The organism is Streptomyces sp. NPDC094032 (genome assembly GCF_040303965.1).
In the GTDB taxonomy this organism is placed as follows: Bacteria; Actinomycetota; Actinomycetes; order Streptomycetales; family Streptomycetaceae; genus Streptomyces.
This window is the reverse complement of sequence record NZ_JBEOUE010000031.1, coordinates 51,728-76,418: the sequence shown is the minus strand read 5'-3', so window position 1 is coordinate 76,418 and position 24,691 is coordinate 51,728. Positions and strand designations below refer to the sequence as shown.

Below are 24,691 nucleotides of genomic sequence, written 5' to 3'. Positions count from 1 at the left end.
CAGACCTTAGCGAACCGAGCTGACAGTGCAACCGACGGGTGAACCGCAACGAACCGATCACCCAGAACCACAAGATCCGCCGGACAGGCCGTAGGTGGACATCGACCCAGCCCGCGTACGCATCACCGTGTGAACCCGCTTGCCCCGGCGCCGTCGGTCGGGCGTGGCCGCTCCAGGGCTGCTCCTCCAGATGCCCCCCGTGGTCTGCGTCCCGGTCAGGCACGACACGCGCGTGATCGCCATCAGCGGACCGCAGCCGCTGCGCGGATTCGAACCGGGGTTTCCCAATCCGGGCGGGCCGGTGTCGGGCGCCTTGGGCCGCTGAGACGACAACGGCTGCCCGCGCACCGTAGAGCGACGCCGCCTGTGGGCGCGCAGGTTTCCGGCGGCCTACCGGGCGGTGACGCGGACCCTCAGATCGTGCGGGGCGCCGCTGCTGATCGCCTCGGTCTGCTCGGCCAGGTCGGCGCCCGTGAAGCCGAGGAGCGCCTGGTCGGCAGCGGCACGATCTGGGCGGTCGGGCGCTCGCAGTGGGAGGCGGCGAGTTCGGCGAACGCACGTTGGAAGGGGTGGGTGCAGGTGCTCGCGGGGGCCGGGAGGAGGTGGTCGAGGTGCTCCGGTGTCACGCTGATCTGGCCCATGGCCGCTCCCGGCTGTCGGTGGGCCGGGCCCGTCTCGGTCCTGTTCCCCTCGACGCTACGAGCCGGGTCTGGCAACAGCGTGGGTTCCCGCGGAGGACGCGTCGTAGCCGACGGCCGAGACCTTCCACTCGTCCTGGCCGGCCTGGGCGCACGCGATCCTGAAGATCTTTACCTGCTGCTCCTACTCCTCCCTCTTAGGTGAGCACACCTCGGTATCTCGTGTGCGTGACACCGAGGTGCCGGCGGTGGCAGGTGCCGGGTCAGTCCTCCGGCCTCATGGCCAGACGCCCAAGTCCTTGGCCAGCAGCAGCATGTCGTAGAAGAGGTACTCCTCGGCGATCTTGCCGTCCTCGAAGCGCGCGATGGTGGCAAGCGTGATCTCGACCTTCTTGCCGGTCGGCGGGACGACTCTGCCGAAGAGATTCAGTTCGCCTTCGTGGGTGCCGCTCATCACGCTGATGCCGGCCATCCACTCCCCGCTGCCGAACTGCGTCTGGTAGCGGGGGCGGCCGTCGTCTCCGACGGGACCGATCTCGATGTCCGGGAATGCCTTGAAGAAGACCTCCATGTCGGCCATGTGGTCGGCGCGTCCCACCCGCGGTTCGTGCGACCCCGGCTGGTGCACCACGCAGTCCGGGGTGTGGGCCATGATGAAGTCGTCGGTGCGCGCGTTCCACGAGCGGTCACCTGACGCGAACACCTGCATGTTGCGCTGGACACTGTCCACAGTAGGTCCCTTCGCCAAGGAATGGTCCTTCCCCATCTTTTGCGTGCCGGGCGCAGGGAGCCACCGGGAAGTGCCACGCGGGGGGATGCGCGGTGGGGCAGGCCGAGGGAGTAGGCGACGCACAGGTCGGTGTGTCGGCGTATTCCAGGAGGGCGAACTGGGCGGCGTGCGGATCGTCGAAGTCGATGTGGTGGAAGAGGGGGCGTTCGTCGGTGATGGTGCGGTCGGGCAGCTGGAGGCAGGGGTACCTGCTGAGGTGGTCCATGCGGGAGGTGAAGTTCTGCTGGGCCAGCAGGCTCTTGCCGACGGCGTTGGCGTGGGCGGTTAGGCCGAAGGGTGTCTGCTCGTTGACGGCCGGGGCGGGGGCGCTGGAGGGCGCTTCCTGGATGACGATCTCGCCGTCGGTGTGGGAGCTGATGTAGACGGCGGCGCCGAGTTCGTCGCGGAGGTCGGCGAGTGTGTCGGTGAGCAGGGAGCCGACGGTCAGCTTGGTCATGAGCTGGCCGGGGTAGTGGATGCCGTCGCAGGTTTCGAGGAACCTGTGTTCGCGTAGCCAGGCGAGCACCTGGGCGGCGAGGCTGATCGTGGCTCCGGTCCGATGAGCTGGAGCATGTCCCGGGTCCGCTGGGTGACCTGCCAGCTCTCCCGGGCGGCGGCGGGCGGGCCAGCTGGTTCAGCCGGGCCGGGCGCAGGGCGTCGGCCGACCACCACGATGGCGTGCCCGGCAGGATCAGGCGGGAGGGTGTCTGCCGCAGGTCGGGCAGTGGCAGCGACAGTCGGTGGGGACGGGATGCAGATGCGCCCGCCGGGTGGCTCGGAGTCGTCCTTGGTGCGCGGGGGCGGGCTCGGCATCGTCGGCTGGACGGGCGGCGTCATCAGCACCAGGTCGGGCACGCTCGTTCCCGCGCCCGCTTCCGCCGGCGTCTGCGCCGCCCCGTGATGTTCGGCTTCGGTTCGGGGGGGCGTCGAGAGGGTCGCAGGGCGAGGCCGGCGATCCGGCGGAGCGCGCCAGGCACTCGCGGACCTCGTCGCAGAAGAGCTCGTCCTCAGGCCGGACCCGAGCCCCTGCCGTAGTCCCGTCATCGGGCAGCTGCAGGAGACGACGTGCGTCGCCGTGCCCGAGCTGAGCCGCCTTCAGGAGGAGATGACGCGGTTTCCCCTCCCAGTCCGGGCCTCGGCGCAGGGCTATCACGGCCAGGCGGAACAGCGCGCCGGGGATGACCGGCGGCCACGGCCGGGTCCCGGCGAGCGGCTGCCTGGCAGGGCCGCCGATGGGTACCGTCTTGGCATGACCGGGGAGATGGAGCCGGGCAAAGGCAGGGTGCCCTACTGCCCGCCGAAGACTCCCCCGCCGCCGAAGAAGCCGGTCGAGCTGCCCCGCCCGGACCCGAAGGACCCCCAGAACCCGCGCCCCTACCGCCGGGTCGCGATCATGCGGAACCGGCGGGGGGCGAACTGGCCGTTCGAGTCCGTGCCCTGGGTCGCTGGGCGGGCGTCCGCCCGCGTTCTGGACCAGCTCACGGCCTGGCGCCCCGGCTCGGCGACGGCCACAGGGCCCAGGTCGACCGGGTGGTTCGACGGCTGGTCGCAGCGGCCGTGCATGACGGCGGGAGACGCATCAGCCTCCATCTCGCCGACCAGGCCGGTACCGCTGCGGCGATCGCTGTGTACAGCCACAACCCCGCGCCAGACACGGATCCCGTTCCTGTCGATCTCGCGGAGCTGCGCGCCGTCGGCGTATCGGAGTGCGGAGCCGAGACCGATCCCGACGGGCGCTGTCACTGGGCTGTGCACGGCGGCGCCTAGCCGAATCTGTTCGAGCTTCCCCCGTGGATCGGTCGGGGACTTTGCGAGGTCCCTCGTCGTGGTCCGGCGTCGTGGTCCCTCGTTGTGGTCCCTCGTCGTGATCCGGCTCGCCTCCGGTCGGTCACGTCGGCTGGTCCCCAGAGCACGCCGTATCACCGCCTCGATCATGCGCCAGCCACCCAGACACCCCTGCCCTCCGCCGTGAGGGAGGCCCCGTACATGAGCGGCGCTCCCCCGCCGCCGAGTCCAGGAGGACGCCAGGGCGTCCCGTCAGGAGCCGTACGCCTCGAAGGACCAGAGCGAGTAGCCGTATCCCGTGCCCCGGGCCGTGCCGTACAGGCGGATGTAGCGGCCGGAGGTGTTCAGGCCCGTCAGTGTGTCCGTGCCGCCGTCTCCCGTGGTGGTGCTGTAGACGGTGGTCCAGTTGGTGCCGTCGGCGGAGGTCTGGATCTGGTACGCCTTGCCGTACGCCGTCTCCCAGTTCAGCTGGACCGACGTGATGGTGCGGGTGGTCCCGAGGTCGACCTGGAGCCACTGTGGGTCCGTGTAGGCGCTCGCCCAGCGTGTCGTGGGCTTGCCGTCCGTCGCCAGGTTCGCCGTCAGGCCCGAGGTCTCCGTGGACGAGGCCGTCGTGGGGCGGCCGAGTGCCAGGTCCGTGCCGGTCACCGTCCAGACGAAGACGGCGGAACCGGAGGCGCCGGTGGTGTCCGTGACGGTGACGGTGACCGTGCTCCGGCCGACGGTGACAGGGGTGCCGGTGACGCGTCCGGTGGCGGGGTCGAGGGACAGCCCGCCGGGCAGGCCGCTCGCGGTGTATGTGAGCGTCTGGGCCGGCGCGGAGTCCTGGGCCTGCACCTGCACGGCCGTGGCGGGCGTACCCACGGGCGTGCTCTGGTCGGCGGGCGGAGTGACCGTGACGGTGTTCGCCGAGCCGCCCGCGGGGGTCAGCGTGAGCTGCTGGGCGGCGGCGGGCCGCGTGTCACCCGTGGTGCCGGTGTTGTCCCAGCCGCGCTGCGGCGAGGTGGCGACCGACTGGGCCGTCAGGCTGAGGGCCAGGCCGCTGTAGCGGTTGACGAGCCGGTACGCGCCGGTCGGCGTGGACGCGCCGCCCTGGGCCGGAGCGGCCGTCACCATCTGCACCGACCACTGCCGGCCGGCCGACGGGGCGGAGCCCGCGGTGCCGAGGGAGACGGCCGCACCCCAGGCGCGGCCCGCCTTGGTCTCGGCGACGCCGAGCGCGAGCCCGCTGCCCGCGTTGGTGACGGTGTAGAACCCGTCGCCGGTGGCGGTGAACCGCCACAGCTGCGCGTCGCTTCCGGTGGTCACGGCGGAGCCGCTCTGCGCCAGGTAGCGGTCGCCGCCGGTGGCGATCCGGTAGCCGGCGCCGGTGGTGACCGGGGCGGGCAGGTCGGCCGATGAGCGCGGCTCGACGGTGATCTCGGAGCCCGCGTTCGGGCAGTCGATCAGGCAGTACGAGCGGAAGGTGCGGCCCAGCACGGTGGAGCTGGTCCGGTTGACCGGGTCGAGGAGCCAGCGGTACCAGGCCGCGTTGTCCGTGCCGGGGACCAGGCCCAGATCGGTCCACTTCTGGGTGGCGAGGTCGTCGGTCGCGTAGAGGTGCAGCGGGGTGCCGGTGCCGGTGTTCTGGGCGATGTTGTTCTGGGGTGTGCCGATGTACTTGCCGAGGTACGCGCTCCAGGCGATGTTCATCACCGTCAGCTGGGAGTGGTCGGGCAGGGTGCCCGCGGCGACCTGGGCGGCCGCACCCCCGGTGCTGGTCGGCTTGTAGTCCTCGGCCGGGGGCGTGTAGCCGCCGCCGTCGCCGTCCGCCGGGATGATGTTGCTCTCCAGGCCGCCGACACCGGGCTGGGTCCAGGCGCCGTCGTACCACTTCTGCCAGGTCTGGGCCGCCATCTTGCCCGAGATCGGCGCCCGCGCCACGTGCTGCTGCCACACGCTGCCGCCCGCGGTGCCCGGCTTGGTCACCACGCGGCTGGCGTAGTAGACGTAGAAGTAGCCCGAGGCGTGGTCCACGAACAGGCGCGGGTCGCCGTCGCCGTAGTAGTACGTCTGCTTCGGGAAGGCCGCGGTGTCCCCCCGCTTGGTGCTGTACGGCGAGGTGAGGGCGTGGTCCTGGATCTTCCAGGTCGTGCCCCGGTCCTTGGAGACGGCGTAGTCGATCGAGTCGTAGTGCAGCCCGTCGCCGAACGGCGACGGTGTGAACTCGTTGTGCACCAGCCCGTACCACCAGCCGGTGTCGGGGTCGACCCAGACGCCCACCAGGTCGCAGTAGTTGCGCTCGGAGAAGCCCGTGCCGGTGGCGTACGTGGACTCCACCCCGGTCGGACTGTTGTTGCAGCGCCAGGTGGTGTCGTTGTTGCGGTCGACCGGGTTGGCCGGGTCGGCGGCCGTGCTGATGGCGTTCTTGGTGGCGGTGTCGAAGTCCTGGCCGGAGAAGAAGTTCCACACGCGCGGCTCGGTGGCCCCGTACAGCGCCACCGCGTCCTGGAACCAGAACGAGCCGTCCGCGTCCGTGTAGACGGAGGCGGGGGTGTCGGCGCCGTTGTTCAGGGTGAGGGTGGCGCCGGCCGAGAGCAGGTAGCGGGGCTTGGGGGCGGTCGTGGCGCCCCACTTCTGCACGGCCTGCGCGGGGTCGCAGGGCGCGAGTCCGACGCGCGCGCCGTTGGTGACCGAACCGCCCTGTACGGCGAGGCACTTGCCGGACTTGCTGCTGTAGACGGTGCCGTCGGGGAGGTACGCGAACTTCTGCTGGGCCACGCCGGTGCAGCCGTAGAGCTGCACGAGGGCCCCGCTGGCGTTGGAACCGCCGGTGATGTCCGCGCACTTGGTGACGGAGCCGATCGTCACGGTCAGCTTTCCGTCGGTGTGCCAGGTCCAGTTCTGGCCCGCCGAACCGTCGCACGCGGAGATCCGGACGACGGAGCCGTCGGCGGTCGCGGAGTTCGCGTCGTCCAGACAGCTGCCGGCGATGGTCACCGTGCCCGGTGAGCCCGCCGCGGCCTGGGCGCCGGACGCGCCCGTCATGGTCGCCGAGGCGGCCAGGACCGTGACGAGGCCCAGGCCGGCCGCCGCCGTGCGGCGTACCGGGGTCGTTCTGTCGCGCATGTTTCCTCCTGCTGGTGCCTAAGGGGGGAGGGTGGAGGCCGCTCAGTCCCTGATGGGTGCGACGAGTGAGTCGATCAGAGCGGCCCACTCCTGCCGGTCGGCAGGCCTGCCCGCGATGCCCGGCCGGGTCTGCCAGGGCAGCGGACCGGTGTCGCGGCGGTATTCGACGCCGAGCGCGTCGAGGCGCGGCAGATGCTCCGCGAGACGTCGGCGGAAGTCCGCGAAGTCGCGCTCGGCGCCGCTCCAGAGTGCTTCGGCGATCGCGCACAGCCGGGGGAAGACGTAGTAGTCGACGGTGCGCGGGGAGTCCATGTGTTCGGTCCAGACGTTGGCCTGGCCGCCGAGGACACGGGCCGCCTCGACGGGGGTGAGCCCGTCGGGGACGGGGTCGAAGCGGTAGGTGTCCGCCAGGGTGAGGGGGACGGCGAAGGGGATCGGCTCGTCGGGGTGTTCGGACTGGCGGTAGTCCAGATAGACCTGGTCGTCCGGGCAGGAGACGACGTCCAGGCCGCGCCGTGCGGCGGTGCGCGCGCCGGTCAGGCCGCGCCAGGACGCCACCACGGTGCCCTCAGGGACGGGCCCCTCCAGGATCTCGTCCCAGCCGAAGACCCGCCGTCCGGCGCCGGTCACGTGCGCGGCGAGCCGCCCGGTGAACCAGGTGCGCAGGGCCGTCTCGTCCGCAAGCCCGCGCTGCCGCATGAGTTCCTGGGTGCGCGGATCCTCCCGCCACTGGGTGGTGGGGCACTCGTCCCCGCCCAGGCCGATGTACGGTCCGGGGAACAGCTCCATGACCTCGTCCAGGACGTCGCGGTAGAACGCGACCGTGCTGTCCTCGGTGTTGAGGACGCGGGGGTTGACCCCCCAGCGGGTGGAGGTGGCGGTCGGCGCCCCGGTCACGCCCAGCTCTGGGTAGGCGGCGATGGCGGCCTGGGAGTGGCCCGGCACGTCGATCTCGGGGACCACGGTGATGTGCCGCTCGGCCGCGTAGGCGACGATCTCCCGGATGTCGTCCTGGGTGTAGAAGCCGCCGTGCGGCCTGCCGTCGCCGGGGGCGTCGACCGCGGCGCCGCGCTGCGACTCGGCGCGCCAGGCGCCGACTTCGGTCAGCCGGGGGTGGCGCCGGATCTCCAGGCGCCAGCCCTGGTCGTCGGTCAGGTGCAGGTGGAGGGTGTTGAGGCGGTGCAGGGCGAGCAGGTCCACCAGCCGCAGCAGATCGTGCTTCGGCATGAAGTGCCGGGCCACGTCGAGCATCAGCCCCCGCCAGCCGAAGCGCGGCGCGTCCCGTACGGACACGGCGGGCACCGGCAGGCTCGTTACGGCGTCGACGCGGGCCCGGCGGTGGACGGCGGGCGGCAGGAGCTGGAGCAGCGCCTGGCAGGCGTAGAACACCCCGGAGGCGGCGCCGCCCACGAGGGTGACGCCCTCCGTCCGTACGTCGAGCCGGTACGCCTCGGCGGCGAGGGCGGGGTCGAGGGCCAGGGTGATGGCCGGCTCGTCCCCCGCGGGGGCGCGCGGCGGCAGCGGCAGTCCGGTGGAGGGGCGGAGGACCGACCGCAGCCATTCGGCGGTGTCGACGGTGCCGGGTCCGGCGGACAGGACGGTGTCCGGGCCGAGGAGGAACGTTCCGTCGAGCGGGGTCAGCGAGTGCGGGCGTGGGAGCAGCATGCGGGCGGGTCAGCCTTTCACGGCCCCGGACGAGACGCCGGAGACGAGTTTGCGCTGGATGAGGAGGAAGAAGGCGATCACCGGCAGGGAGAAGACGACCGAGCCGGCCATCTGCCCGCCGAAGTCGGTGCCGGTGGCGGGGGTGGTGAAGGTGGACAGCCAGATCGGCAGCGTGTAGCGGTCCTGGTCCTTCAGGAAGGTGTACGCGATGAGGTAGTCGTTCCAGGCGGCGATGAAGGAGAAGACGCCGGCGGCCACCACCCCCGGTGCGACGAGGGGGAAGAGGATGCGGGTCAGGAGCTGCCAGGTGGAGGCGCCGTCGATCCGGGCGGCCTCGTCGACGGAGACGGGCACGGCGGCGAAGAAGCCGCGGATCACCCAGATCGTGAAGGGCAGGACGACGGCCACGTAGGCGAGCACGAGCCCGAGGTACGTGCCCAGGAGTCCCAGTTCGTTGAAGACGAGGAAGGTCGGGATGAGCAGGGCCGTGCCCGGCAGCATCTGGACGATCAGGATCGTCACCATGATGGTGCGGCGCCCGGTGAACCGGAACCGGGAGAGCGCGGCGGCGGCCAGCACGCCGAGGACGACGGCGCAGGCCACGGTGGCGCCGACCACGACGAGGCTGTTGACCAGGTTGCCGAGGAAGCCGGTGTGGTTGATCGCCACGTCGAAGTTGTGCAGGGTCGGCGTCCCGGGCAGGAAGCGGGGCGTCGGCGTCATCGCCTCCGAGCGGGGCTTGAAGGCGGTGATCACCATCCAGTAGACCGGGAAGATCCAGATCAGACAGAACACCAGGGCGAGCGCGGAGGCCAGCGGCCGCGAGGCGGGGCGGCGGCGTATGCGCGGGGTCGCGGGGCGGCGGCGGGCGCGCGGGGTTGGGTGGGTCACAGGTCCTCCCCGGAGCGGAGCAGTCGGCGGACGTAGAGGGCGGTGACGCCCACCAGGATCGCGGTGGTGATCACCGAGAGGGCGGCGCCCTGACCGATCCGGAAGCCGACGAAGGCGGTCTTGTACGTGAAGACGCCGAGGGTGGTGGTGGCGTCGTCGGGGCCGCCGCCGGAGATCAGCCAGATCTGGTTGAAGACGTTGAAGTCCCAGATCACCGACATCAGCGTGACGAGCAGCAGTGTCGGGCGCAGGAACGGGAGCGTCACCGACCACCACACCCGCAGCTCGCCCGCGCCGTCGATGCGGGCCGCCTCCTGCACCTCGGCCGGCACCTGGAGGAGCGCGGCGTACAGGGTGAGCGCGATGAACGGCACCGCCTGCCACACCACGAGCAGCCAGATGGAGGTGTACGCGAGCGCCGGGTCGTTCGCCCAGTCCGTGCCGGTCAGGTCGCCGAACAGGCCCGTGGCGGTGAGGAGCCAGTTGACCACGCCGTATCCGGGCTGGAAGAGCCACTTCCACACCAGGGACGAGGCCACGGTGGGCATGGCCCAGGCGCAGATCAGGACCACGGTGACGGTCATCCGCAGCGCCGTGCCCAGCCGGGTGAGGAGCTGGGCCACGCCGGTGCCCACGGCCACGCTGCCCGCGACCATCGCCGCGGTGAACCAGACCGTGCGCGCGAGCGACCGCCAGAACGCCGGGTCGGCGAGCAGTTCGGCGTACTGCTCGGTGCCGACCGTCGCGTACTCGCCGGTGAACAGGGACCGCTGGTCGTAGTCGGTGAAGGAGGTGAAGAGGAGGAAGCCGATCGGCGCCAGGGTGACGGTCACGATCACGAGACCGGCCGGGGACAGCAGCCACCAGTGGGCGTGGGTCCGGCGCCGGCGCCGGCGCGGCGGCGGCGTCCCGGGCGCGGACTTCGGGGCGGTCACGGGGGCGGGAACGGTCACGGGGACGGGGGCGGGGGCGGGCGCCGAGGTGGTGTCCTGGCGCCCGAGAACCGTGTCACCGGGCATTGAGGACCTTGTCCGCGCGGGCGTCGAAGTCCTTGGCGGCGTCGGCAGGGCTCTTCTTGCCGGAGGCGACGGAGGAGAACAGGTCGTTGACGGCCTTGTTGCCCTCCAGCTCCGCCCAGTGGGCGCTGGCGGGGGTGGCCTTGGAGTTGAGGGCCGCGGTGAAGAAGGCCTTGCGCCGCGCGTCCAGGGTGGGGGTGGCGGCCTCGATGCCCTCGGTGCTGTTGGGGACGAAGCCCTCGTGGCCGACGATCCACTTGCTCTGGATCTCGGGGCTCGCCGCGATCTTCGTCCACCGCACGGCGAGGTCCGCGTTGGCGCTCTTGACGGCTATGCCCCAGTCGGAGCCGCCGAGCATCACCGGCTGGGTCCCGCCCGAGGCGCCGGGCAGCGGGAAGGTGCCCAGGTCGGCGTCGGTGAGCGCCGGGTTGGCTTCCTTGATGCGGCCGAGGAAGCCGCTGGTGGCGATGATGGCGGACGCCTTGCCGTCGGCGAAGACCTGCACCTGGTCGGGGCTGGCCGGGTCGACGGTCCGCGAGGCGGGGACGGAGAACTCGTTCTGGAAGGTCCGGAAGGCTTCGAGACCGGCCTGCGCCTGCGGGGTGCCGAAGCCGGGGGTCCACTTGTCGCCGTTCTTGGCCGCGGTGTCGCCGCCCGCGTCCCAGACGAACTGCATGCCCGCGTACCAGTTCTGGCCGGGGAAGTAGAGCGCGGAGAAGTCCTTCGCCTGGTTGGCGGCCTTGACCCGCTTCAGCGCGGCGGTCAGTTCGGGGAAGGTCGATGGGGCTTCGGTGACGCCCGCCCGGGCCCAGGTCTTCTTGTTGTAGATGACGGCGCGGGCGCCGGCGAAGCCCGGCACCGCGTACAACTTGCCGTCGACGGTGGCCGGTTCGACCAGACCGGGCAGCCAGGTCTGGCCTTGGCGGAGGTCGGCGGCGTAGGAGCTGAGGTCCAGGAGGCCGCCGGTGGCGGCGAAGCCGGCGACCTGTGTGTTGCCGAGGTCCAGGACGTCCGGGGGGTTGGGGGTGGCGAGCGCGGTGGTGATCTTGGTGGTGATGCCGTCCCAGCTCTGCGTCTGGACCTTGACCCGGGCCCCGGTCTCCTGGGTGAAGCGGTCGTTGATCGCCTTGAGCGAGGCGTCGGAGTAGTCGCCCTCCATCACCCACACGGTGACGGTCCGGCCCTTGCCCGAACCGGAGGGCACGGCCTTCGGCGCGCCGTCGGCGCCGGCGCCCTTGCCGCAGGCGGTGAGCGCGAGAGGTGCCGCGAGGGCGCAGGTGAGGGCCACGGCGGTTCTGAAGTACTTCATGGCGTTTCCTGATCGTTCGGACCGGTTGTTTCCGGGCATGCGGGAGGGAGGAGTGGCAGGGGTACGGGAGGGGCGCACGTGAACGGTGCGTTGGGCGGCGTCTGGCGGCGTCTGGCGCCGTCTGGCGCCGGGGAATCGGACGGCGCCGGGGAGCCGGACCGCGGGAAGTCGGACGGCGGGGAGTCGGACGGCGGTACGGCGATAGGGCGATACGGCGGGTGGCGGTGGGGCGAGGGGCGGGGGCCTGGGACCCTCGGCTACAGGACGCCCAACTCGGCGGCGAGCACCAGGCACACACCGCCGAGCAGGGTGAGTTCGGCGTACGCCGACAGGACACGGATGTGCACCGAAGCGCTGATGGGATGCAGGGTGCGGGCCTGGACGGCCGCGTGGGCCGCCTCGACGAACGGGCCCTCCAGGAGATCGGCGGGCCCGGCGACGACGACCTCGTTCAGGTTCAGCACGCTGGCGATCGGGGCCAGCACGATCCCCAGGGCGCGGCCGGCCTCCGCGAGCACGGCGGGCCGGCCGGCGGCGGGCGCCGCCGCCAGCCGCCTGCGCAGATGGCCCGAGTCAATGAGCGGATCGAGGCAGCCGGACCGCCCGCAGACACACGGTTCACCGTCCTCGGCGACGGTGATGTGCCCGATCTCGCCCGCGGCGAACTGCTCGCCCTCGACCAGCTCGCCCCCGATGATGAGCCCGGCGCCGACACCGTGCTCGGTGGTGATGACCATGAGGTTCTGCGCCCGCACGTCATGGAAGTGCCAGGCCGCGAGGGCCGCCGCGTTGACGTCGTTCCCGACGTGCACCGGCACCCCGAACCGCGCTCCCAGCCGCTCGGTCAGCGGCAGTTCGGTCCAGCCGAGGTGCCCGGCCTGCCGTACGGTCCCGCGGTCGTCGACGATCCCGGGAGAGGCGATCCCGACCCCGAGCACCCGCCGCGGGGCCCGCGCGAGCAGCTCGGCCACCAGCTCCTCCACCAGTGCGGCGGCCGCCGCCCCGGACGCCTTGCCTAGAGGCGTCTCGGCCCGCGCGAGGACCCGGCCGCGCAGATCGGTCACCGCGCCCCGGAAGCAGTCGCTGGGCGACAGGTCCAGGGCGACGAGAACGGCGGCGTCGTCCCGGATCTCCACGAGGGACGAGGGCTTGCCCCGCCGGAGCCCGGCACCGACCAGGGGCCCGGAGTCGGCCACCAGCCCCTCCGCCTCCAGATCCGCGACCAGGGCGGAGATGGTGGGCGCGGTCAGCCCGCAGACCCTGGTCAGGTCGGCACGGCTCATCGCTCCCCGGTGGTAGAGCGTGGCCAGCACGAGAGAGCGGTTGTGCGCCCTCCCGTCCTGAGCCTTGACCCGCTCGGACGGCTTCTGGCGCACGGCGGGCAGCGCGTCGAGAACACGCGGGGGCCGGGACGGCACCCTGACGGAGGGCGTGGCGACGGACTTCCTCATGCGACGCATCCTCTCGCGACGTTTTCTTAGACACGTTTACTTAATTCGCTTGAGATATTCGCCACCTGTTCGCGTGCTGTCAAGAGGTCGCGTCGAGGCAGGAGCGAAGTGGGGCCGGGGCGCCTGCGCCTGCCCGCCCCGCGAGGCTCGCCTCGCGCCATGACCGCGCCCTTCGACGCAGCCGTCCGCATCCGGCTCCTCGCCCCCGCATCTGGTACGTACGTCCGCACGATGTTTGCCGACGGCGCGCCGCAGGTCAGCCGGATGCGGGTGGACCTGGAGGGCGAGGAGGGGCGCCGTAGAGGCCGTCAGCCTGGGCCGACAAGCTCGTACGGGTCGTCAGCCTGGGCCGCGGACGGTTGGCGCATCGCGAAGTCGTCGAGGATGAGAACGCCGGGCCGGATGGCGGAGTCAGCCGCTCCACACCACCAGACCCGGCATCGGACATCACTGCAAGCCCCCCTTTAGCCACTTACATCACTACAACCAGTCAACCCACCTCGGAGCCGTCCCGGAACCCGATGGCGGCGTGCGAGCCGTCGCAGAAGGGCTTGTTCCGCGAGGCGCCGCACCGGCAGAGGGCGACCCGGTTGCGCAGCTCGTAGGCGTGCCCGTCGGCCCCGGTGACCTGGACGGACCCCCACACCCGGTACCCCCCGGAAACCCCCTGGGCGGGATCCTCGACGACGGCGATGGACGCCGAGACTTCGGGCTCCAGCGGCCGGGCGGACTCCCCCTCCACCTTCCAGGCGACGAGCCGCCCCCCGGGGCAGTTCCCCGCTTCCTCCTGGACCCGCTCGGCGTTACCCGGCTGTTCGACCTGTGCCCAGATCGACCCGTCGACGTCGCAGAACCGCCCGAAGGCACACAACTTCTGGGCATCGGTGAGCACGACCTCGGGCCCGTCCTGTTCCTGCGCCTGCTGAAGGTACGGCACCCTCGCACCCGGGCTCTCGCGCCCGTCGAACCCGACGCGCTCATGGCTGTCATCGCAGAAGGGCTTGGCGGCGGACTGCCCGCACCGACAGAGCCGGTACTCGCCTCCGGTCTCGAACGACTCCATCTCCTCCCACCCCCGCGACCCTCCTTCGGCATCGGCCTTGATGGCATGCCGTTTCAACGGCACACCACCTGTGACGACGTAGGGACCGTTCTCGGTGACCTGGACGTGGGGGGTGTCGGACATGTGGGGAACTCCGTACAGGAAGGGTCGCGGGGGGGCATGCGGCGCGTGGCCACAGGGACAACAGGGACAACAGGGACAACAGGGAAACCATCGGCTCTCGCAACCACCTCCACCTCCCGAGACACGCACACCCCACCCCCAGAACCGTCCATACGGCCGCGATCCCACGAGCACGGCCACCCGGACCTCCATCGGCGCGGTCGCGGCGGATGAGGTGCGAGCCGTCCTCAGCAGTCGCCTCGACGGACAGCTGGTGCACCACGAGCGCCAGCGACTTCACTCCTGCCGAGGTCAGCAACCTCTGGCTCACCACTGCTCAGGCAGAAGCGCCAGACCTGGCTCAAGGCCTACTACGGCTACATCGGCGCGTCGGCAGGGTTCGGTACGTGGCCGACTGGTGTCGGGAAGATGGGTGTGGCAGTCCGGCAGACGCTGCTCGGCGCAGGCAGTACGGCTGTACGAGATACGCACCGCCGTACTGCCGCGCCCGGCAGCGTCCAGACGCACCGTCAAGCGGCACCCCGGCACCCGTTCGTCGGGCTCAATCACTACGGCCTGCCTCATCCCGATCGTCCTCTGTCCTCGTGTTCTGCCCGGTGGGTTGCATGGACGCGGGCCAGGAGCACGGTCAGAGCGGGCGGCTCGAAGGTCGCGCGGGGGCCTTCGGTCAGTTCGAGGATCAGGGCGCTGACTCCCGTACACCCGAAGGTGCAGTGGGCGTAGTGTGAGGTCGCCGTCCGGCTCTGTCTTTGAGCAGCCCGGATGGGACGGCTCCGGGTCTGGCGAGGGAGACCAACCCCGTCCTTTCAAGGGCAGATACTGGGTGGGCACGCCCCCGGGCGTAGAAGGCGAGAACGACGGCCGCGGTCGGTTGCCGACGGTTCGGGGCGATGCCTGGACGGCGGGGGTCAGGTCAGGCAGCAGCGGGGGAAGGGTCCCTGTAGCCGTGGGATCGGGGGGGGCGGCCTGGCTGTCGACCTGGTGTGGGGCGCGCCTGGAGCGTTCGGCCGCCAGCCAACTGGTGGAGACCGCTGTCCGTAGCGAGTCGGCCCGGGTGATCAGGTTCGCCGGCCACACGGATGGGGCGCAGCTCCTGGCCGACAGCCTCGCCTGTCGCCTGCCGCCGGGAAGGCGACCGCGCCCGCCGGGCCAGTGAAGACCCGCGAGACCGCCTCCGAGGGGTTCCGGCACGCGCTCGCCCTCCACCACACCTCCTACACGCCCCCCCAGCAGGATCCCGCCCTCGTCGGCACCATGACACGCCAGGGCAGGTGCTGCGAACTCGGCGCCCGCGCCTTCCCCGACACCAAGGACGGCGAGCAGGACAGGACAGCCACGTCGCGCAAGGACATCCGTGCCGAGCAGCGCCAGGCCAACGACTCCACCCGGGTCGCCGCAATCCTGCGGGCCCCCGCCGAGCGCGCCGGACGGCCGGTGTCATCCGCCTCACTGCGGCAGGCAGGGTGAGCTCCGGCGGGGCGGTGGCAGCCGCCACCGGTCATCCAGCATGTCGGCGAGCCGCTTCCTGCGCGCGGCGGCGTACTCCCGGGCGTCGAGCAGTTGGCGGGCGACTTCGACGGCGTCTTCGGCGTCCGTATGCAGCACCAGCCGCCACTGATGGGCGTCGTACGCGGAGGTGCCCTCCCACGGCCAGAGGAACCACACGAGCCGGTTCCAGGCCTACTTGCGGGCCTTGAGCGTCTCGGGCTCATCGTCCTCGAAGTAGTGCGTCAGCTCGTCCGCCTGCACGCCGACCGCCTCCCGCATGGTGCGGGCGGCCCGGGCCCTCGAAGCTGTCCGCCGGACGCTTCTCGCTCAGAGTCTTCACCATCTGGACCAGGTAGTCGCGGAGCGCCTTGGCATGCTCCGGCTTCAGGTCCTCGGCGTTGAACGGTCTGTGAAGCAGCCCGAAGGCTGCATCATGGGACCTCGTGCCCCCTCCCCCGGCCCGACGCTGGCGGCCAGCTGGACCTCGGCGTGGAGGGTTCGTACGGTCCAGATGGGTCACTCAACAGGACGGGTGTGCCCAGGTGATGGTCCCGCAGCCCCGAACGCGCGCGGGACCATCATCCGACCTGGAGCCCGTACCGTTCAGCAGAGTGAATCGACCGAGCTCATCATGTTGTTATGGGCGGAGTTCAGGTTGCCCTTGAACCAGCCAGGCATGGGGCCCAGATAGCCGCCCTGGTGGGCGTTTTTGAAGATGTTGACGGTGACCGAGGTGCGGTTCCAAGCCGAGGTCGCGAGGTCGTTGAACCAGGTCGGCACGTTGTGCCAGCCAGAGGTAGCCACCGCCGTCGAACTCGCTAAAGAAGGTTCCCCCGATGCCGAGGCCCAGAGCGGTCAGGAGGGCGGTGACGGTGGCGATACGACGAAGGGTCGGCTTCAACGGACCTCTTCTCCGCGCGGCCCTAAGAACGGGCCGCCTCCGCCCGGCCGTCGCCTGGGATCATCCCGTACGCGGCCCTGAAAGCACGGCTGAACTCGGCTGGCAGGAGCAGCCTCCACCGGGCCGCGAGGGCGGCGATCGGCAGGTCGCGCAGCCGTGGGTCGGCCAGGTCCGCGCGGCACCTTTCCAGCCGCAGGCGCCGGATGGTCGCGGGCTCCTGTAGGAAGGAGGGTGTGGAGGGTCCGGAGCGAGATGTGGTGATGGTCGGCGATGGAAGCCGGCCGCAGTTCAGGGGCCGCGAGATCGAGTCCGATGAAGGCGACGATCCGGGCGCGCAGCTCCGCTGTGCGGGTCTCCGGCGGCGCGAGCCTCTTCCTGTCGAGCATGTTTGCTGCGAAGCAGGTGACGAGGTTGGCGGTGACGGTGCCCAGTCGGTGGGCCTCGGCGGGCCCGAGCCGAGACGCCTGCGCTACCAGGGTGTCCAGGTGCTGGCGGCGCAGGACACCGCTCATCCCTTCGTGGGGCTGCCGTCGAGCAAGGAGCCGTCGGCCTGCGCGGCGGGCAGGGACAATGAGCTCCTCGGGATGCGCAGCAGGGTCACCTCGGCCATGCCCGCTCCGCCACCTTTTGTGTCGGCTTCCAAGGGGTGGGAGGCGTCGAAGAGGACCATGTCGCCCGCGGCGATGAACCCGTCGTTTCGGAGCTGGGTGCAGCCCATCTCCCCGCGCCGCGACCAGCCCAACTGGTAACCCGCCGGATGTGCCGTGCCGTGCGGGCCGCCCGCAGCGGCGGGAACGTGAAATGCGCTACCTGAATCACGCCGAGCTGGAGTGCGGAGACCTCGGAACGGAAGTCCTCGGTGTGCGGGGTGGAGAGCGTGATGGGGAAGATGGTCGGAGCAGCAGGCGAACCGGTCCCCCGCCTCCACGGCATTGCTCGACAGCGTCACCAGTGGCCCGCCACCTGCGCGCCTCTGATCGGGGACGAGCCGGACCGCTTCACAGGGCGATCCTCAGACACCCGCCCATCGTGGGGAACCGCGTGAGCGTGAGACAGCACCTTTCCGGTCAGCACCGGGGCCGGGGCCGCGGTGTTGAGGGGTGGCCGTCGTAGTCGCCCGGCCGGTCAGCGATCCGCAGGCCGTGGGGGACGGCGAGCGGAGTGGTGCCCGGAGCGGTAAGCCAGCGGACGACGCCCCGGCCTGGTCGTCGGTCATCCGGCCGGTCAGCCGGCAGTCGGTCCGGTGGTGGTGCCGCCCTGGCCGCGGGGAGAGCCTGCGGCCCGTACGGATCTACCGGCCCTCGCCTGCGTCATCTGGAAGCAACCCGGAGACCTAGACGTTCACCGCGTACACGGAGCCGAGCCGCTGGGGCGGCGGAAGCCGGCGTGGCACACCGCCGGCTCCGGGGGGGGCGGTCATCGGGCAGGCGTCGCATCACGGGGAGGCCGGCTTGCTCCCCGGGCCTGGGCTGCGGGGAGATCGGCGAAGCCGTCCGAACGATCCAGCACGGACGGCTTCGCCCCCCGTCACGCCGGGGATCCGCCGGGGGCAGGCTTACGCCGCGCAGAGCCGGTTCAGGTCGTCGATGTCCTGCTGAAGCGCCTGGTTGCCCGGGCTCTGCCAGGGGTGCTCGTCCAGGTACCGCTGCGCGTCGTCGCGTACGGACTGCCAGTCGGTGGCGCTGGTGGGGGAATCGGCCAGTTCCAGGTGGTACCTGGTGTTGTCCACCGCCTCTCTGCACGAACTCGCGCTCGCGGCCTGCACCGTCGGGGCGGCGAAGGCCAGGGCACCGAGAGCGAGGGCGCTCACAGCGGCGGAAACGGTGATCCTACGCAGGGGCATGGGGGCTGCCTTCGTTCGGGCGGGGCCGCACGGCTCCCACCGGAGTACGGACACCCCCGATCATCACCCCTCCCCCGCGCCCGGCTCCCACTCAGAGGGCCGAAGCAGGTCCGGGAGAGGGACGACACCACCCGTACGGGCCCAGTACGGGCGTCCCGGCGAGGGCTGTCACAAATCGTGGTGGCGGCTGGTCGTATGCAACGACCTCGGCCGACGGGCGCCGGCTTCTTGTCGAAGGCGTCGCCGGTGGCTGTTCCGCTCAAGAGATCAGGACGTCATGAGTCAGTCCACGAAGGTGTTCACCGCCTGGTACCGGCCGATGCTGGCTCGCGGGGCCGGTGAGGAGCATCGTGCCGCCAGTGCGTTGGAGTTGTTCTTCGATCTGTGTTTTGTGGTGGCTGTCGCGCAGGCGTCGTCGGCGTTTGAGCATGAGTTGGTCTCGGGGCGTGCGGGGAGTGGTCTGCTCGGCTACGTGCTGGTCTTCTTTGCTATCTGGTGGGCGTGGATGAACTTCACCTGGTTCGCGTCGGCCTATGACACTGATGATGTTCTCTATCGGTTGTTCACGTTGGTTCAGATCATTGGTGCGTTGGTCATGGCTGCTGGGGCTTCCGAGGCCTTGGAGCATGGAGATTTTGCTGTTATCACCTGGGGTTATGTGGTGATGCGGCTTGCCATGGTCAGTCAGTGGGTGCGTGCCGCTTGTACGGACCGGGGGCGGCGGCGGTCGGCGTTGCGGTATGCCGTGGGGATCTTGGTGCTGCAGGGTGCGTGGCTGGTGCGGCTGGCCGTGCCGGTGGGCGGTGGAACCGTCTCGTTCGCCGTTCTGGCTGTGCTGGAGCTGGCTGTGCCGGTGTGGGCCGAGCGGGCTGAGGGCACCACTTGGCATCCTCAGCACATCGCCGAGCGATATGGCCTGTTCACGTTGATCGTGCTCGGCGAGTCCGTGATGGCCGCCGGTCTGGCCGTCGGTGCCGCGTCGGAGACTCACCAACTGCTCGGTTCCGTCCTGCCGGTCGCGCTGGGCGGGCTGCTGACCGTGTTCGCGCTGTGGTGGATGTACTTCGCCCAGGACGCGCCTCGGCGGCTGCGGACGCAAAGGACGGCGATGTGGTGGGGGTACGGGCACTACGTGGTGTTCGCCTCGGCGGCTGCCGTGGGTGCGGCGCTCGCGGTCAACGTCGCTCATGTCACCGGTGATCGTGCGCTGAGTGATGTCCAGGCCGCGGCCGTGTTCACGGTGCCCGTCGCCCTCTTCGTCAGCTGTGTGTGGCTGCTGCACCGGCGGGCCGTCCGGGTGTCCGCGGCAGGCGATGTCCTTCCGCCTGCCGCGGCTGTGGTCGTCCTGTGCTTGACCTTCACCCCGTTTGCCGTGCTCGGGACCGGGGTCGTCGCCTCTTTGCTCATCGCGGGGTCCGTCCTCCTCGCGCGGCGCGAGGAGGAGGAAGAGGAAGAGGGGGCCGGGGCTTGACCGATTCGTCGCGGGCGGCGGGCGTGTGGGGCGGTTAGATGCGGTCCTCGGGGGCGATGTACTCGAAGGTCGGGCCGGCCGCCAGGCCGTCGTCGTCCTGCATCGCCATCAGGGTCTGTGCCTGGCTCTTGGCCGCGTACATGGTGCCCACGGACGTGCCCAGCATCGCCGGGTTGCCGTTGAAGGCCTGCTCCAGCATCTGGAGCATCTTGCAGTACGTCTGGTTGAACGCCTGCTGCGCGGTGCGGATCGCGTGGCCTTCGGGGTGGTCGGCCAGCTGCTGGTTGGGGCGCACCAGCCGGATTCCGGCCGGGTCCACCGTTACGGTTTCCCCGGTGGGGCCGGACTGGGGGGTGTCACCGGCCTGGTAGCGGCGTCCTGCGGCGAGTTCCTGGAAGCGGTAGAAGTGGGAGACGGCCTTGGTTTCGGGGTGGAGCACGTCCGTGTCCCCGTCCCAGACGTCGGCGCGTGCGGCGCCCTCGCCCTGTTCGACGATCTCCTCCAGTGCCGCGAGTGCGGTGCGCAGGTCGGTGACGGGGGCGAGGCGGCCTGCGGTGTGGGCGAACGGGCCGGCGGCGACCTGGCGGGCGGGGTCGCCGGTGAAGACCTGGTCCTCGCCGAGTTCGGCGCACAGGTCGAGCAGACTCTTCTCGATCGCGTCGTAGAACTGTCCGATCGTCTCGTAGTGGTCGGCTTCCGCCGCGTCTCCGGGGTGCGCGGGCTGTTCGAGGCGGAGGAACATGCGGAGGGCTTCCTTGCCGAACGGCAGGAGTGCCAGCTCGATGGAGGGGTCGGCGTGCGGCATGGTCCGCGGGTGCGGCGGGAGCATGTGCGGTGCGTCGAGGCGGGGTTCGCCGCCGATGGCGTTGAGCAGGTTCGCGACGAGGGCGAGGTGGATCATTTCCTCGACGAACACCCCGCTGATCAACTGGACGGCGTCCGGGTTGCGTTCGGCGTCGAGGGAGTAGAGGGCGGTCAGGTAGGGCGGGAGGGTGGAGTGCTCGACTTCGATCGCCCACTGCAGGTGGGTGCGCAGGTCTTCCAGGGTCGTGATGCCGGTCGTCGCGGTCGCGGCGGCCGCGGTGGTGTCGGTCGTGGTGGACTGGTCCTGGGGCATGGGGAAGCTCGTTTCGGCTCGTCGGCGTGGGTGTCAGTGCACTGACCAGTGAGCGGGGGTATCTGTGACACTGTCCGGTGGAGATGACACGTAGTCGACGAGGCGCTGTACCGGTGGTTCGAATTCACTTCGGTGTGGGGCTATCGCCTGTTCCTTGCCGGCTTCGCTGGTGCGCGCTCAGCATGGTGTGTTGAACCGTGTGACATGGTCCGGGTCCGGGCGGTGTGTCACGCTGCCTGCTCGACGGGGTGAGGGGTGAGCAGTTCCACCAGGGTGTCCAGGTTGCCGGTGTGGGCGGCGGTGCGGAATGCGGCGGTGAGGCGGCGGTGTGAGTCGGCGGGGACCGGGTGTTCTCTGGCGGATTCCAGGCGGGCCTGTGCCCGGTGGACCACCACCCGGGCGTTCGGGGCGCTGATGCGCAGCAGTGCCGCGAGTTCCGCGTAGGCGTAGCCGAAGCCCTTGCGCAGGACGTAGGCGGCCAGGCGGTCGGGGGTCAGTCGCGCCATGAGGAGGGCCAGGGCGCCCTCGATCGCGACGCTCTGTTCCACGCTGTGCTCGACGCTCGGTGCGGAGTCCGAGGCGGCTCGGTCGCCGAGTTCGGCCAGCCGGAGTTCGACGGGGACCTCGCGGCGGTGGCGTGCGGAGCGGACCACGTTGATGGCCAGCCGGGTCGTGGCGGTCACCAGGAACGCGGCCGGGTTCTCGACGGCTGCGCGGTCGGTGAGCTGCCAGCGCAGCCATACCTCCTGGACCACGTCCTCGGCGCCGGTGACGTCGCCGAGGATGCGGTAGGCGATGCGGAAGAGGCGTGTCCGCTCGGCCAGGAAGGTGCCGAGGGCGGTGTCCATGTCGTCGTGGCCGGCGGGGCGCGCGGGCGCGGGTCGGGTCGTCGTCTGCGAGGCGGTCGCGGGCATGGGGAACTCCTCGTGGTGGAAGGGGGGCGCCTGTTCAGGGCGTGTTTCCACCTTCGCCGCGGGGCACCGTTCCCCGCGCCCTTGTTTCCCCGTGGTGGAGTCCGTGGTACCCCGTGGTGGAGTCCGTGGGATCCCCGGGGGGCGCAGTCCATGGGCCCCTGGTGGGCTTCCCCCGGGGGCCCGCGAGAGTCCCTGACGGGGCCGTGGGGTCCCGTGGCGGATGTCAGGCGCTGCGTACCGTGTGCTGGTCGTGGAGGGCGTCGGCCGGGGCGTCGCCGAGGGCGCCGGGCAGTGCGCGGCGTGAGTTGATGCCCAGCTTCACGTACACCTTGCGCAGGTGCCACTCCACGGTGTGCGGGCTGATGAACAGCTCCGCGCCGATCTTCGCGTTCGTCATGCCGTCGGCGGCGAGTGCGGCGACCTGGAACTCCTGGGGGGTCAGGGAGCTGGTGGGGCGGTCCTCTCGTACGCTGACGTGTTCGCCGGTGGCGAGCAGTTCGCGGCGGGCTCGCTCGGCGAAGGCGTGGGCGCGCATGCCGTCGAACATCTGGTGGGCCGTGCGCAGTTGTTCCCGGGCCGCGGAGCGGTGCTGGTGGCGGCGCAGCCATTCGCCGTAGAGGAGGTGGGTGCGTGCCACTTCGACGGCCACGCCGCCGCGTTGGAACTCCTCGATCGCGGTCCGGTACAGCGTGTCGGCCTCCTCGCCGTCGGTGGTCAGTGCGCGGCAGCGGGCGGCGGCGCCGCGTGCCCATCCGGACTCGGCGGGGCCGGTGAGCTGGATGAGGCGGGCCAGTGAGGCGCGGGCCTGGTCGAGTTCGCCGCACCGGGTGGCGGCTTCGATGTGTTCGACCAGCGACAGGCCGGTGAAGTTGAATCCGTCGTGGTCGATTGCCTTGCGTGCGGCCTCCAGCGCCTCCTCGTAGCGGCCCAGGCCGTTGAAGAGCACTCCCTGGATGTAGCCGGTGGCGCCGAGCAGGGAGACTTCGCCGCTCTGTTCGGCCTGTTGCCGGGCCTCGTCGATGATGCCGGTGGCGACGTCCGCCTCGCCGCGCCACGCCGCCAGGACCAGGGTCGCGTACTGGTGCGGGGCGTGGCCGGTGGCGGCGGCGAGCGCGTCGGCCTCGCCGATCATCCGGTCGGCCTCGGGGAAGTTGCCGTAGTGGATGTGCACGCCGCCGGCGTAGATGAGGGCCGGGGGCAGCGCGCCGAGTGCTCCGACGTCGCGGGCCAGGCGCACGGCCCGGGCCGACAGTGCGTCCCAGGCGTGCAGGTCCCAGGCGTAGTGGATGAACGCCTCCAGGGCGACCGGGATCAGCAGCAGCCAGCGCACGACCGCCTCGCGGGTGGCGAGTTCTTCGTGCACCAGCAGGTCCAGCGCGCCGCGCAGCGCCGGGACCGCGGTGTCGGGCTCGTCCGCGAGCAGTGCGGCGACGCCGTCGAGAAGGCGGTCGGCGGCCTGGGAGCCGGAAGCGGGTGCCCCCGATTCGCGGGCGGCGATCGCCGCCGCGCGGGCACCGGTCGGACCGTGGACACGGCCCGCGAAGATGGTCGCGCTGATCGCTTCCAGGTAGGTCTCGCGGGCCAGCGGTGATGCGGCGGCGGTGAACTGCGCCGCGGCCTCCAGCAGCAGCGGTGCCGCGTCGTCGCTGCGGCTGCGGGCGAACAGGATCCGGGCCCGCAGGCGCGTCAGCCGGGCCCGGTCCAGGGTGCTCAGGGGGCATAGTTCGGCCACTGTGGCCAGTTCGGTGGCGCGGTCGGGCGCGGCGGCGGAGAAGTGTGCCTCGGCGGCGGCGAGGGCTCGGCGGCCGCGTGCCCAGGCGTCCGGTGTCGCCTCGGCCGCGCGTTCGAGCAGCACCGCCTCGGCGGCTATGCCGCCGCGCTGACGCGCGCGGTCGGCGGCCTGTTCGAGCCCGGCGGCGACGTCCTCGTCGGGCCCGTCGGTGGCCTGGGCGGCGTGCCAGGCGCGCCGGTCGGGGTCGAGGACCGGGTCGGTGACGTCGGCCAGTGCCCGGTGGACCGTCCGGCGTTCCTCGGGTGTGGCTCCCTGGTAGACGGCGGAGCGGACCAGGGGGTGGCGGAATCTGACCGACTCCCCGAACTCGATCAGTCCGGCCGCTTTGGCGGGGGCCGCGTAGGGCACGATCTCGAGCCGGGCGGCGGCGCGTACCAGCAGGCGTGCGTCGCCTACGGGTTCGGCGGCGGCGATCAGGAGCAGGGTGCGGGTGGCTTCCGGCAGGGAGGCGATCCGGCCCGCGAAGTCGCGTTCGACGCGGCCGGCGACCGGTCCGTAGGCGCCGGGCCGGACGGAGGAGTCGAGACCGTAGGCCAGCTCGGCGGCGCTGCGGCCTCGGGAGAACTCCAGCAGTGCCAGCGGGTTGCCGTCCATCTCCGTGACGAACCGGTCCCGGACCCGTTTCTCCAGGCGGCCGCCGACGACGGATTCGAGGAGTCGGCCGGCCGCGGTGGTGTCCAGGCCCTCAAGGCGCAGGGTGGGCAGTCCGTTGAGGGCGGCCCCGCCTTCGGGGTCCCGTACCGCGAAGGCCATGGCGACGGCTTCGGCGAGCAGTCGGCGTGCCACGAACTCCAGTGTCTGTAGGGACACTTGGTCCAGCCACTGGGCGTCGTCGACCAGGACGAGAACCGGCCGGGTCTCGGAGGCCCGGGTGAGCAGGGTCAGCACGGCCAGGCCGACCAGGAAGCGGTCGGGGGGATCTCCGGCGGCCATGCCGAACGCCACGCGCAGGGCGTCGCGTTGAGGTTCTGGCAGTTCGTCGAGCTCCCCGAGGAAGGGGGTGCACACCTGGTGCAGGCTGGCGTAGGGCAGCTCCATGTCCGCCTCGATGCCGTGCGCCCAGGTCACCTTCACCCGCGTCGCCTGGGCGGCCGCGTACTCCAGGAGCACGGACTTGCCCATGCCGGCCTCGCCGCGGATCACCAGGATGCGGGACCCGCCGTCGCTCAGCCCGGACAGCAGGTCGTCGAGTGCCGCGCACTCGCGTTGCCGGCCTACCAGGTCGGGAAGCGGGCTGGCGATCATGCGACGCGGCTCCTCAGGACATCTGGGGATAAAGGGGTTCTTGCATCGTGGTCGGAACAAGTCTTGAAACGATACCCGGAACGGCGCACACCCTGTGTGTTC

General features: G+C 71.2%; 21 protein-coding genes, 1 tRNA gene and 1 pseudogene. 3 read left to right on the top strand and 20 right to left on the bottom strand.

Annotation, left to right across the window (positions count from 1 at the left end; all coding sequences use genetic code 11):
- Positions 1 to 254: 254 nt before the first annotated feature.
- From ABTZ54_RS31250 to ABTZ54_RS31235, 4 genes are all read right to left on the bottom strand, one after another.
- Positions 255 to 337: transfer RNA gene (locus ABTZ54_RS31250), tRNA-OTHER, on the bottom strand.
- 76 nt (positions 338 to 413) lie between these two features.
- Complete coding sequence (locus tag ABTZ54_RS31245) at positions 414 to 641, bottom strand: hypothetical protein (RefSeq protein ID WP_351669642.1); 228 nt, start codon at positions 639 to 641, stop codon at positions 414 to 416.
- Positions 642 to 915: 274 nt separating this feature from the next.
- Positions 916 to 1,368, bottom strand: coding sequence for an ester cyclase (locus ABTZ54_RS31240; protein ID WP_351669640.1), 453 nt, complete (start codon positions 1,366 to 1,368; stop codon positions 916 to 918).
- A complete protein-coding gene (locus ABTZ54_RS31235; RefSeq protein ID WP_351669638.1) occupies positions 1,325 to 1,864 on the bottom strand; it encodes an IclR family transcriptional regulator in 540 nt (179 codons plus the stop codon). The genes ABTZ54_RS31240 and ABTZ54_RS31235 overlap by 44 nt, the downstream gene beginning before the upstream one ends.
- A 267-nt stretch (positions 1,865 to 2,131) precedes the next feature.
- Between ABTZ54_RS31235 and ABTZ54_RS31230 the strand changes: the two genes are divergently transcribed.
- Positions 2,132 to 2,308 (top strand): hypothetical protein, encoded by a 177-nt coding sequence (locus tag ABTZ54_RS31230; protein ID WP_351669636.1) that lies wholly within the window; start codon positions 2,132 to 2,134, stop codon positions 2,306 to 2,308.
- A 473-nt stretch (positions 2,309 to 2,781) separates the two neighbouring features.
- Here ABTZ54_RS31230 and ABTZ54_RS31225 read toward each other — a convergent pair whose 3' ends face one another.
- The 9 genes and pseudogenes from ABTZ54_RS31225 to ABTZ54_RS31190 all read right to left on the bottom strand — a co-directional run bounded on the left by ABTZ54_RS31225 (position 2,782) and on the right by ABTZ54_RS31190 (position 13,818).
- Positions 2,782 to 3,045, bottom strand: a complete 264-nt coding sequence (locus tag ABTZ54_RS31225; RefSeq protein ID WP_351669634.1) for a hypothetical protein — start codon at positions 3,043 to 3,045, stop codon at positions 2,782 to 2,784.
- 399 nt (positions 3,046 to 3,444) lie between these two features.
- Positions 3,445 to 6,300 carry a discoidin domain-containing protein gene (locus tag ABTZ54_RS31220; protein WP_351669632.1) on the bottom strand — a complete coding sequence of 952 codons (2,856 nt, stop codon included), beginning with the start codon at positions 6,298 to 6,300 and terminating at the stop codon, positions 3,445 to 3,447.
- Between the two features lie 42 nt (positions 6,301 to 6,342).
- A complete protein-coding gene (locus tag ABTZ54_RS31215; protein WP_351669630.1) occupies positions 6,343 to 7,965 on the bottom strand; it encodes a beta-N-acetylhexosaminidase in 1,623 nt (540 codons plus the stop codon).
- A 9-nt stretch (positions 7,966 to 7,974) separates the two neighbouring features.
- On the bottom strand, positions 7,975 to 8,856 hold the full coding sequence (locus tag ABTZ54_RS31210) for a carbohydrate ABC transporter permease (RefSeq protein WP_351669628.1): 882 nt from the start codon (positions 8,854 to 8,856) through the stop codon (positions 7,975 to 7,977).
- Positions 8,853 to 9,875 carry a carbohydrate ABC transporter permease gene (locus ABTZ54_RS31205; protein ID WP_351669626.1) on the bottom strand — a complete coding sequence of 341 codons (1,023 nt, stop codon included), beginning with the start codon at positions 9,873 to 9,875 and terminating at the stop codon, positions 8,853 to 8,855. The genes ABTZ54_RS31210 and ABTZ54_RS31205 overlap by 4 nt, the downstream gene beginning before the upstream one ends.
- The gene (locus tag ABTZ54_RS31200; RefSeq protein WP_351669624.1) at positions 9,865 to 11,181 is read right to left on the bottom strand and encodes an extracellular solute-binding protein; all 1,317 of its coding nucleotides are present in this window, start codon (positions 11,179 to 11,181) and stop codon (positions 9,865 to 9,867) included. Before ABTZ54_RS31200 ends, ABTZ54_RS31205 begins: the two co-directional genes overlap by 11 nt.
- A 257-nt stretch (positions 11,182 to 11,438) precedes the next feature.
- Positions 11,439 to 12,632 carry an ROK family transcriptional regulator gene (locus tag ABTZ54_RS31195; protein WP_351669622.1) on the bottom strand — a complete coding sequence of 398 codons (1,194 nt, stop codon included), beginning with the start codon at positions 12,630 to 12,632 and terminating at the stop codon, positions 11,439 to 11,441.
- Positions 12,633 to 12,952: 320 nt separating this feature from the next.
- Positions 12,953 to 13,033, bottom strand: a pseudogene (locus ABTZ54_RS35750) (ATP-binding protein); the annotation flags it as partial.
- An 89-nt stretch (positions 13,034 to 13,122) separates the two neighbouring features.
- On the bottom strand, positions 13,123 to 13,818 hold the full coding sequence (locus ABTZ54_RS31190; RefSeq protein ID WP_351669620.1) for a CDGSH iron-sulfur domain-containing protein: 696 nt from the start codon (positions 13,816 to 13,818) through the stop codon (positions 13,123 to 13,125).
- 1,152 nt (positions 13,819 to 14,970) lie between these two features.
- Here ABTZ54_RS31190 and ABTZ54_RS31185 point away from each other — a divergent pair.
- Positions 14,971 to 15,285 (top strand): hypothetical protein, encoded by a 315-nt coding sequence (locus tag ABTZ54_RS31185; RefSeq protein ID WP_351669618.1) that lies wholly within the window; start codon positions 14,971 to 14,973, stop codon positions 15,283 to 15,285.
- Here ABTZ54_RS31185 and ABTZ54_RS31180 read toward each other — a convergent pair.
- From ABTZ54_RS31180 to ABTZ54_RS31165, 4 genes are all read right to left on the bottom strand, one after another.
- Complete coding sequence (locus ABTZ54_RS31180) at positions 15,265 to 15,483, bottom strand: hypothetical protein (protein ID WP_351669616.1); 219 nt, start codon at positions 15,481 to 15,483, stop codon at positions 15,265 to 15,267. The genes ABTZ54_RS31185 and ABTZ54_RS31180 overlap by 21 nt on opposite strands.
- Before the next feature lie 426 nt (positions 15,484 to 15,909).
- Positions 15,910 to 16,086 (bottom strand): hypothetical protein, encoded by a 177-nt coding sequence (locus ABTZ54_RS31175; RefSeq protein ID WP_351669614.1) that lies wholly within the window; start codon positions 16,084 to 16,086, stop codon positions 15,910 to 15,912.
- A 629-nt stretch (positions 16,087 to 16,715) separates the two neighbouring features.
- Positions 16,716 to 16,925, bottom strand: a complete 210-nt coding sequence (locus tag ABTZ54_RS31170; RefSeq protein ID WP_351669613.1) for a hypothetical protein — start codon at positions 16,923 to 16,925, stop codon at positions 16,716 to 16,718.
- Between the two features lie 837 nt (positions 16,926 to 17,762).
- Positions 17,763 to 18,017 (bottom strand): hypothetical protein, encoded by a 255-nt coding sequence (locus ABTZ54_RS31165; RefSeq protein WP_351669611.1) that lies wholly within the window; start codon positions 18,015 to 18,017, stop codon positions 17,763 to 17,765.
- Between the two features lie 310 nt (positions 18,018 to 18,327).
- On the opposite strand from ABTZ54_RS31165, the gene ABTZ54_RS31160 reads away from it, so the two are divergent.
- Positions 18,328 to 19,521 carry a low temperature requirement protein A gene (locus ABTZ54_RS31160; RefSeq protein WP_351669609.1) on the top strand — a complete coding sequence of 398 codons (1,194 nt, stop codon included), beginning with the start codon at positions 18,328 to 18,330 and terminating at the stop codon, positions 19,519 to 19,521.
- Between the two features lie 34 nt (positions 19,522 to 19,555).
- On the opposite strand, the gene ABTZ54_RS31155 is transcribed toward ABTZ54_RS31160, so the two are convergent.
- The 3 genes from ABTZ54_RS31155 to ABTZ54_RS31145 form a co-directional block, all read right to left on the bottom strand.
- Complete coding sequence (locus ABTZ54_RS31155; RefSeq protein ID WP_351669607.1) at positions 19,556 to 20,638, bottom strand: ferritin-like domain-containing protein; 1,083 nt, start codon at positions 20,636 to 20,638, stop codon at positions 19,556 to 19,558.
- A 227-nt stretch (positions 20,639 to 20,865) separates the two neighbouring features.
- Entirely contained in the window at positions 20,866 to 21,552 is a 687-nt protein-coding gene (locus ABTZ54_RS31150; RefSeq protein WP_351669605.1) for a sigma factor, read from the bottom strand.
- A gap of 223 nt (positions 21,553 to 21,775) precedes the next feature.
- Entirely contained in the window at positions 21,776 to 24,589 is a 2,814-nt protein-coding gene (locus tag ABTZ54_RS31145; RefSeq protein WP_351669603.1) for a helix-turn-helix transcriptional regulator, read from the bottom strand.
- Positions 24,590 to 24,691: the final 102 nt, after the last annotated feature.